This window comes from Methylobacterium haplocladii, from assembly GCF_007992175.1.
Lineage (GTDB): Bacteria > Pseudomonadota > Alphaproteobacteria > Rhizobiales > Beijerinckiaceae > Methylobacterium > Methylobacterium haplocladii.
Genome location: NZ_BJZT01000065.1, coordinates 1 through 8273, shown reverse-complemented (window position 1 = coordinate 8273; position 8273 = coordinate 1). Strand labels below are relative to the sequence as shown.

Sequence of the window (8273 nt, the reverse complement as noted above, 5' to 3'; positions counted from 1 at the left end):
ATCTAGTGGTGCGAGCCTAACACGTGGTCCCCGCGCCTTGCGGATTGGATGATGCGATCCGGGTCGGCGGTCCAGACGAACGGCTTCGGGTTACCGTTGCTCTCGGCGATGAAGCGCTTGATGGCCGCCTGCACCTCGATCAGCGATCCGAACACGCCGCGCTGGAGGCGGCGTTTTGTGAGCTTGGCGAAGAAGCCCTCGACGGTATTGAGCCACGAGGCTGAGATCGGGGTGAAGGGACAAGTCCAGCGTAAGCGTCGTCGTCAGGCCACGGCCTTGAGGGGCTGCGGAGCGTGGGCCCAGGGCAGCAGGTCGTCGAGGTTCCTCTCCAGGTGGCCGGCGACGATGCGGACGATCACGTCGGTCAGGTAGGTCTGCGGCTCGACCTCGTTCAGCTTGCATGTCTCGACCAGCGAAGCGACGACCGCCCAATGCCCGGCCCCGCCGTCCGAGCCGGCAAACAGCGCGTTCTTCCTCGTCAAGGCCAGCGGCCGGATCACCCGCTCGACCATGTTGTTGTCGATCTCGACGCGACCATCGTCGAGGAAGCAGGACAGGCCGGCCCAGCGACTGAGCGCGTAGCGGATCGCCTCGGCGAGCTTGCTCTTCTGGCTGATCAACCCGAGCTTGGCGGTGAGCCACGGCTCCAGGGCCGCCATGATCGGCCGGCTGCGGTCCCGACGCACGGCCCGCCGCTCGTCGGGTGAGCGCCCGCGGATCTCGCCCTCGATCTGGTAGAGTTCGGCGATGCGGGCGAGCGCCTCGGTTGCGATCGGCGCCGGGCCGGCCTTGGCCAATTCGTAGAACCGGCGGCGCACGTGTGCCCAGCAGAAGGCCAAGCTCACGCCGTTGCGCGCAGCCAGGACCTTGTAGCCCGCGTAGCCATCGACCTGCAGCATGCCCTTGAAGCCGGCGAGGTGGCGGATCGGATGTTCGGCCTTGCGGTCGGGCGCGTACAGGTAGGCCACGCCGGGCGGGTCGAGGCCGCCCCAGGGCCGGTCGTCGCGGGCGTAGGCGAACAGCTGGCCGGTCTTGGTCTGGCCGCGGCCCGGATCGAGCACCGGCGCGGTCGTCTCGTCGGCAAACAGCCGGTCCGACGCCTTCAGCCGTTCGAACAACCGAGCGTGGACCGGCCGCAGCAGGAAGGCCGCCTTGCCCACCCAGTCGGCCAGCGTCGAGCGGTCGAGGTTCACGCCCTGACGGGCGTAGATCTGCGCCTGCCGGTAGAGCGGCAGGTGGTCGGCGTACTTGGACACCAGCACGTGCGCCACGCTCGCTTCGGTCGGGATCCCGCCCTCGATCAGCCGGGCGGGCGCGGGAGCCTGCACGATCACGTCCTCGCACGCCCGGCAGGCATACTGCGGCCGGCGGGTGACGACGACCCGGAACTGGGCCGGCACGACGTCGAGGCGCTCAGCGACATCTGCGCCGATGACGTGGAGGTCGCCGCGGCAACAGCGGCAAGTGCGGTCGTCGAGGTCGATCACCCTCTCGACTTGCGGCAGGTGAGCAGGCAGCGCGCCGCGGTTGGCGCGGCGCCGGCGGGCGCGGCATCGAGATCGCCCGGCCCCTGAGGAACGACAGTACCGGCGTGTTCGTCTCCAATCCGCTGCATGACCTCGCGATGATCGAGACCAAACCGAACGCTCTCGACCAGGCGGCCGCACGCCAGGGCTGGGATCTGCCCGAGGCGTTCCAGCACCTGCGCCACCTTCTGGAGGCGCGCATGGGTAACCGCGGCAATTGCGAGTTCATCCAGGTGCTGCGCCTGATGGAGGCGATGCCGAAAGACGATGTAGCTCCGGCCGTCACCCAGGCGATCCGGCTCGGGGCGATCGGCTTCGACGCGGTCAAGCTGATCGCGCTGGCCCGGCTGGAACGCCGACCGCCCCGGCTCGACCTGGCGGCCTATCCGCATCTGCCGAGGACCATAGTGAGGACGACCGTGGCCGCCGCCTACACGGTGCTGGTGCCGGCGGCGGCGGCATGAGCGCGGCGGGTGACGAGACGATGCCGGGCGGCACACCGGCGAGCCTGCTCGCCCACCACCTCAAGCAGTTGAAGCTGCCCACGGTGCTGCGCGAGCACGACCAGATGCCCGGGAGTGTGCCCAGGGCGGCATCGACCATCCGCGCTATCTGCTCCGCCTGATCGAGCTGGAACTCATCGATCGGGAGCGGCGCATGGTCGAACGCCGGATCCAGTCGGAGCGGTTCCCGGCGGTGAAGAGCCTTGACACCTTCGACTTCCCCGCGATCCCGAGCCTGAAGAAGAAGATGCTCGTGCTGGAGCTCGCTCGCTGCGGCTACATCCTCGGCTGGGAGAACGTCATCGCACTCGGCAACTCCGGCACCGGCAAGAGCCACATCGCCTTGGCTCTCGGCCTAGCGGCTTGCGAGACAGGGCTTCTCGGTCGCGTTCACCACCGCGGCCTCATTGGTCAACCGGCTTCTGGAGGCCCACGACGAGCACCGTCCGGCTTCAGCGCGAACTGGCCGCGGTGAAGCTCCTGATCGTCGACGAGCTTGGCTACGTGCCGCTGTCCGCGACGGGGGCCGAGTTGCTGTTGTAGACCTTCTCGCATCGCTACGAGCGTGGCTCCACCGTGGTGACCTCGAACCTGCCGTTCGAGGATTGGACCTCCGTCCTGGGCTCGGAGCGGCTCACCGGCGCACTGCTCGACCGGTTGACCTATCACGTCAGCATTCTGAGCCTGAACGGCGACAGCTACCGCCTCGAATCCTCCCGCAGCCGACGTAGCCGCGGCGATGGCAGGGCGGAGCAAAACCAGGCCACGACCGCTCCCCACGATCCCGAGGCGGGCGAGATCCTGCCGGCCTGAGCTTCAATGTCGGCAACGAACGATGAAGGGGCCCGATCGGACCCTTCATCGTTCAGGCGGCCGGCCGCCACTGGCCTAGTTTGACTCTGCCACAGCGGCCTGGAATTGGTCAGCTCTTTATATTCTACCAAATTAGCGCGAAAGCTAGCATCAAATTTTACTGAATTGAAGTCATGTTAAGATAGATCGTTATCTAGGGCCTGCAACATAAAATTGCGGTAAGCAGGATGTGTAATTTCATGGATTGCCTCCATCCGCGATCGGAGATCGCGTCTCTCGACTTCCGTCATCTCAGAAATTTTCTTGAATATATCAATTTTGATATCGATGTTAGATGATGCCGCTCGAAGCATGAATCTCAAGCTAGATTGAAGTATTACGTGTGTCGGCTTCTCTATTTTAATGATATCACGATCCAAACTGCCCCAATTTTCAATTATTATTACTCTGTCGAATCCTGATAAAAGCAATCTTGACTGATATATTGCAGATGAGCCACCAAATACGACACAAGATCGTCCGAATTTCTTTTCAGCTCTTTCGATAATTAGTATATGACCGCGGTTTGTTATACCATTATCAAATAGTATACGATACTCTGGTAAACCGGAAGCGATTTCCAGTTTCGCAAAAAATCTGGGCGGAGAAAATTTTGATCCGAGATCACCCGAGCTTTGATTTATCAGATATGTGGCATTTATTTTTTCATTAAACCCAAAATGAATGAATATTGCGTTTAATAACTTGGTATTACCATAATCCGACAGATGAGTGTCTCCTTGCCAGAAACAAAGATGTTGCTCGTCCCCGATGATTGTTTCGACACATATGCCCAATCCCTGTTGATTGATTTGTGAAGATAACTGCTCAACAATAGTTTTAGCTCCCCTTTGCCAAGGACAATATTCTTGGGTAAAAAACTCTTTTGCTGGCGCTGGAAAAAAACAGCCGGCAATATTATTCGAGATCAAATAATTTTTACAATCTATGAAATATTTATTCCATTTATCAATGTTGGATTTATCGATCAGTGCATTGCCTTCGTATTGCTCGCGACTGTTATTTGAATCATTAGCTAGATATAACCAGCCATTTCTGCCCTCGCAAGCCATTTCTGTACTTTCAAATCGAACAGAATATATCCAATATATTTCATCGTCAACTTCAAATCCGAACTCTAAGTTATTTCCAAAATGAGGTATATAGTACTCGAATCCACATGTAGCTGAAATATCACTAACAAATTCAAGCCTAAGAATTTTTTCCATAACATCATGGCGGACCGTATTCAATTCAAATTTCATCATAGGCGACCATTTATCTTGGACTACAATTCTGACATTTGCCGGCTCTTTAGTAAGAATCCACCCCTTCAATAAAAGATTTGGGTCATTGTCGGCTATCTGTAAAATTCCTCTTGGGCTTTCGAGAAACCAAGTATCGACCAATCCTACCCCTTTCTCGTGAGTTATATCGCAAAGCAACACTGCGCTAGTTTTCATCAAGCTTCTCCGAGCCGAGTATTTTCATCTGTCTTGCTAGGAAATTGAAAACGGTCTTTCGATACCGCTGTCTTATCGTAGCCGCTATTTCTAGGCCAGAGGTTTCGCATCCTGCGCGGTCTCGTAGTTGCATTACAATTCGAGACCTCGAAAAGCCTCGCCGATTTTGGCAGTTCGTAGTGATGGCGTCTGTGGTTGCGAGGTGTTGCGATACGCGGTCAGCCCGGTTTTTCAGGTGGATCTACGCCTTAAGGATCACTCGGCCAAGGGCGACGCGCTGTATCGGCTGAACGTCATCGTCGCCTTCGAAGTGTTCCGACCCGATCTCGCTCGTGCAGTAACACGCAGAACGTCCAAACCCCCATCGCATCCTTCCCGAAGCCGACGTCAGACCAAGTGGCGAAGGCATTCAGATAACGACAACCGCGTGCGGCCACATTCGTCTCTGCGCTACATGTGGTTGGGCCCTGACTGTTGTCCGTTAGGTGTTTAGTTTGGGCCGCGCTCTGCGAGTCTGGCGGGATGCGCAGTGGTAATTCTTTCAGGCTTGCCGCCTCGGATCGCCTTCGGCTGGAGGCCCTGGTCGCGGATTGAAACACGCCGCAGAAGCACGTCTGGCGCGCCCGTATCGTGCTGCTGAGCGCCGATGGGCTCGGCACGCACGCGATCGTGCGTGAGGCAGGCGTAAAAAAGACAGTGGTCTGGCGCTGGCAGGACTGAACCGCCCCGGTTTTTCCGGAGGCCATTTGGCTTGGGTCATGCGGCCAAGGCTTGCGCCTCGGTCTGGGCATAGTAGCGCGCTTCGGCCTCGGCGGGAGGGATATTCCCGATGGGTTCGAGCAGCCGACGGTGGTTGAACCAATCCACCCATTCGAGGGTGGCGAATTCGACGGCTTCGAACGACCGCCACGGGCCACGCCGATGGATGACCTCGGTCTTGAACAGGCCGATGATCGTCTCGGCGAGAGCATTATCGTACGAGTCGCCGACGCTGCCGACGGAGGGGTCGATGCCCGCTTCAGCAAGGCGCTCGGTGTATCGGATGGTCACGTATTGCGATCCACGGTCTGAGTGACAGACGAGACCGCTACCTGCGAAGGGGCGGCGCTCATGCAGCGCCTGCTCCAAGGCATCGAGGACGAAGTCTGCCCGCGCCGAGCGCGACACGCGCCAGCCCACGATCCGGCGAGCGAAGACATCGACCACGAAGGCCGCATAGACGAAGCCGCCCCAGGTGGCGACGTAGGTAAAATCCGCGACCCACAGCCTGTTCGGACACGCGGCCTTGAACTGCCGGTTGACCCGGTCGAGTGGGCACGCCGTGGCCGGATCAGGGATCGTCGTCTGGACTGTCTTGCCTCTCACGACGCCTTGCAGACCCATCGCTCGCATCAGCCGTGCGATGGTGCAACGAGCCGCCGTAATCCCCTCACGGTCGAGCTGCCGCCAGATCTTGCGCACGCCGTAGACGCAGAAGTTCGCCTCGTACACGCGCCGGATCTCGGTCATCAGCACCGCATCCCGCTTGGATCGGGCCGGCAGCCTACCGGGATCGGCCCGGCGCGCCACATGGGCGTGATACGTCGACGGGGCGATCGGCAGCACGCGGCAGATCGGCTCGACCCCATAGGCCCCGCGGTGATCGTCGATGAACGCGATCATCGCTTGAACGGGCGGTCGAGCTCCGCCTGGGCAAAATACGCCGATGCTTTTCTCAGGATCTCGTTGGCCTGCCGGAGTTCGCGAACCTCCCGCTCCCGCGCCTTGATCCGCTCGCGCTCGTCCGTGGTCGGACCCGCTCGTTGGCCCTGGTCCCGCTTGGCTTGGCGTACCCAATTCCGCAACGTCTCACCCGAGCAGCCGATCTTGGCGGCAATCGAACGGATCGCACCGTATTGAGAGTCGTGCTCGCCCTGGTGTTCCAACACCATCCGCACAGCGCGTTCACGCACCTCAGGGGAAAAGGGTGCTGTTCGCTTTGTCATGGCTCCATCCTCGCAAGAGTGGGAGCCTCCGAAAATCCTGGGGCGGTTCACTGGAAACGGGACCGCTCACCCCCTGGCTCTATCACACCTGCAAGGCGCTCGGCCTGCCCATCGTCTGCCTGGACGCGCGGCATGCGCGCGCCGCCACCGCCCTGCAGCGGAACAAGACCGATGCGCGCGACGCCGAGACGTTGGCGCAGCTAGTGCGCATGGGCTGGTACCGTGAAGCGCGGGTCAAAAGCTACGCCGCCCATGCCGTCCGCCATCTCGTCGGCGCCCGGGCGCAGCTCATGGGCTGGCGGTCGACCTGTCCAACCAAGTTCGCAGCACCCTCAAGACGTTCGGCCTGATGGCCGGTAAAGGGGCGGGCCGTGCCTTCGAGAACCGGGTGCACGAGCTCATCGCGGCCCGTCCGACCGTCGACGTCATCGTCGAACCGCTCCTGGCGGCGTGGCGCGCCGTGCGCGGTCAGATCGGTGTCCTGGATCGGCGGCTCATCGCCTTGGCCAAGGGCGACGCCACCTGCCGCCTGCTGATGACCTGTCCTGGCGTCGGGGTCATCGTCGCCACGAGCTTCGCGGCCGCCATCGAGGCGCCCGAGCACTTCCGCCACTCGCGATCCGTCGGAGCCTATCTCGGTCTGACGCCGGCACGCCATCAGTCCGGCGAGATCGACCGGACGGGCGGGATCTCGCGCCGCGGCGACCGGCTGATGCGGACCTACCTGTTCGAGGCGGCGGCAAGCCTGCTGGTGCGCGTGCGGCAGGACTCGGCCCTGAAGGCATGGGGGCGTGCCCTCGCTGAGCGCATGGGGTTCAAGCACGCTGCCGTCGCGGTGGCGCGCAAGCTCGCCGTCGTGCTGCACGCGATGTGGCGCGCGGGCACGCCATTCCAGCCGTGGCCGGCAGCGGCCGCGTGAGGCACGAGCCGCCAGGGCACACGAGAGCCGTTTGACGAGATCCGCCGGGGTGAGGCGGACAGGGGCGTCCCCGCCGGGACGCGAGCAGGGCCATCCCGGGTTGGGTCTTGCGGCCGGTGTCGAACCGGACCGCGCGCTCGACATGGTGAGCCCCGCTTCTAGACGCAGGGTGCGGCGGTCGAAAGGGCCGACCGCGGAAACAACCACGATCCGGCGGTGGCCGCTCTCATCCGACTTGACGCTTGCAACACGATCAAACAACGACCCAGCGCCGCTCCAAGACGACGAAGCCCTTCTGATCCGGTTGCTTCTCGACAACGCGGTGGCGCATGCCATGGACGAGGCACCATTCCTGGCAGCGCTCGGCCGTGAAGGCCCCGTCGAAGATTGCCAGACGCAGGCTGGGCCACGTCTCCTTGCCGTCATCGAGGGCGGGCAGCGTGTCGCGATCCTGCACGTTCGCCGGCACGACGGCGAGCGCCAGGATATGGCCTTCGGCATCGACCAGGGCCACGCGTTTACGCCCGACCAGCTTCTTGGCTCCGTCATAGCCGCGCGGCCCGCGCACGCCGATGCACTTGATGCTCTGCGTGTCGACGATCGCCAGTCGCGGCTTGGGCCTTCGTCCGCAACGCCGTCGCTGTCGGCGGGCCTGAGCCCGCATCAGGTCCTCGAACAGGCCCTTCGCGATCCAGCGCCTAAATCAGCCGTAGACCGTACGCCAGGGCGGAAAGCCCGCCGGCAGCGCCCGCCACGCGCCGCCGACCCGCAGGTGCCAGGCAATCGCTGCCAGCACCTGGCGCGCAGGCGTCGCGCTCGGACTGCCTGGCGGATCTGCCCGCTCCACGAAGCGGGTCACCTCGTCCAAGCCCGCCTGCAGCACCATGTCCTTCAGACGCGCCTCATGACGCGTCCGATGTCGGTCCGTCCACATCTGCTCTCCAGTCCGCCCCGCCAGGCGGAATTCGTGTTTGCACACAAGACAGATGGGGACGGCCGGCCGAGGGGCTCAAACAGGCACTAAC

4 protein-coding genes, 7 pseudogenes and 1 other annotated feature are annotated in these 8273 nt (G+C 62.0%); of the genes and pseudogenes, 5 read left to right on the top strand and 6 right to left on the bottom strand.

The features are described 5' to 3' along the window. Positions 1 to 2: 2 nt before the first annotated feature. Positions 3 to 260, bottom strand: a pseudogene (locus tag MHA02_RS22780) (IS630 family transposase); the annotation flags it as partial. Between the two features lie 3 nt (positions 261 to 263). Beyond that, positions 264 to 1550, bottom strand: a pseudogene (gene tnpC, locus MHA02_RS21495) (IS66 family transposase); the annotation flags it as partial. Here tnpC and MHA02_RS21490 point away from each other — a divergent pair. Both MHA02_RS21490 and istB read left to right on the top strand, forming a co-directional pair. Continuing rightward, positions 1550 to 1990: pseudogene (locus MHA02_RS21490) on the top strand (IS21 family transposase); the annotation flags it as partial. The pseudogenes tnpC and MHA02_RS21490 overlap by 1 nt on opposite strands. Continuing rightward, positions 1987 to 2842, top strand: a pseudogene (gene istB, locus MHA02_RS21485) (IS21-like element helper ATPase IstB). The pseudogenes MHA02_RS21490 and istB, both read left to right, overlap by 4 nt. Positions 2843 to 3018: 176 nt before the next feature. Here the strand turns inward: istB and MHA02_RS21480 are convergent. Next, positions 3019 to 4344, bottom strand: coding sequence for a hypothetical protein (locus MHA02_RS21480; protein WP_147082583.1), 1326 nt, complete (start codon positions 4342 to 4344; stop codon positions 3019 to 3021). A 210-nt stretch (positions 4345 to 4554) separates the two neighbouring features. On the opposite strand from MHA02_RS21480, the pseudogene MHA02_RS21475 reads away from it, so the two are divergent. Next, a pseudogene (locus MHA02_RS21475) lies at positions 4555 to 4717 on the top strand (IS5/IS1182 family transposase); the annotation flags it as partial. A 149-nt stretch (positions 4718 to 4866) separates the two neighbouring features. Continuing rightward, a pseudogene (locus MHA02_RS22775) lies at positions 4867 to 5058 on the top strand (IS630 family transposase); the annotation flags it as partial. Positions 5059 to 5100: 42 nt separating this feature from the next. Here MHA02_RS22775 and MHA02_RS21465 read toward each other — a convergent pair. After that, positions 5101 to 6329, bottom strand: a protein-coding gene (locus tag MHA02_RS21465) for an IS3 family transposase (protein ID WP_147082585.1) whose coding sequence is annotated in 2 segments (ribosomal slippage) — positions 5101 to 6041 and positions 6041 to 6329 — 1230 coding nt in all. Because the reading frame shifts where the segments join, the coding sequence is not laid out codon by codon here. Beyond that, positions 5932 to 6048 (bottom strand) — a sequence feature (AL1L pseudoknot). (Overlaps the previous gene by 117 nt.) Before the next feature lie 50 nt (positions 6330 to 6379). Between MHA02_RS21465 and MHA02_RS21460 the strand changes: the two are divergent. Beyond that, positions 6380 to 7248: pseudogene (locus MHA02_RS21460) on the top strand (IS110 family RNA-guided transposase); the annotation flags it as partial. Between the two features lie 253 nt (positions 7249 to 7501). On the opposite strand, the gene MHA02_RS21455 reads toward MHA02_RS21460, so the two are convergent. Continuing rightward, positions 7502 to 7912, bottom strand: coding sequence for a transposase (locus tag MHA02_RS21455; protein WP_147082581.1), 411 nt, complete (start codon positions 7910 to 7912; stop codon positions 7502 to 7504). Between the two features lie 39 nt (positions 7913 to 7951). After that, positions 7952 to 8182, bottom strand: coding sequence for a transposase (locus MHA02_RS21450; protein WP_147082579.1), 231 nt, complete (start codon positions 8180 to 8182; stop codon positions 7952 to 7954). Between the last annotated feature and the right edge of the window lie 91 nt (positions 8183 to 8273).

Bases quoted from the DNA above. Each gene is read 5' to 3' on its own strand.
- MHA02_RS21480 (WP_147082583.1), bottom strand. From the start codon at position 4,344: ATGAAAACTAGCGCAGTGTTGCTTTGCGATATAACTCACGAGAAAGGG.
- MHA02_RS21450 (WP_147082579.1), bottom strand. From the start codon at position 8,182: ATGTGGACGGACCGACATCGGACGCGTCATGAGGCGCGTCTGAAGGAC.
- MHA02_RS21455 (WP_147082581.1), bottom strand. From the start codon at position 7,912: ATGCGGGCTCAGGCCCGCCGACAGCGACGGCGTTGCGGACGAAGGCCC.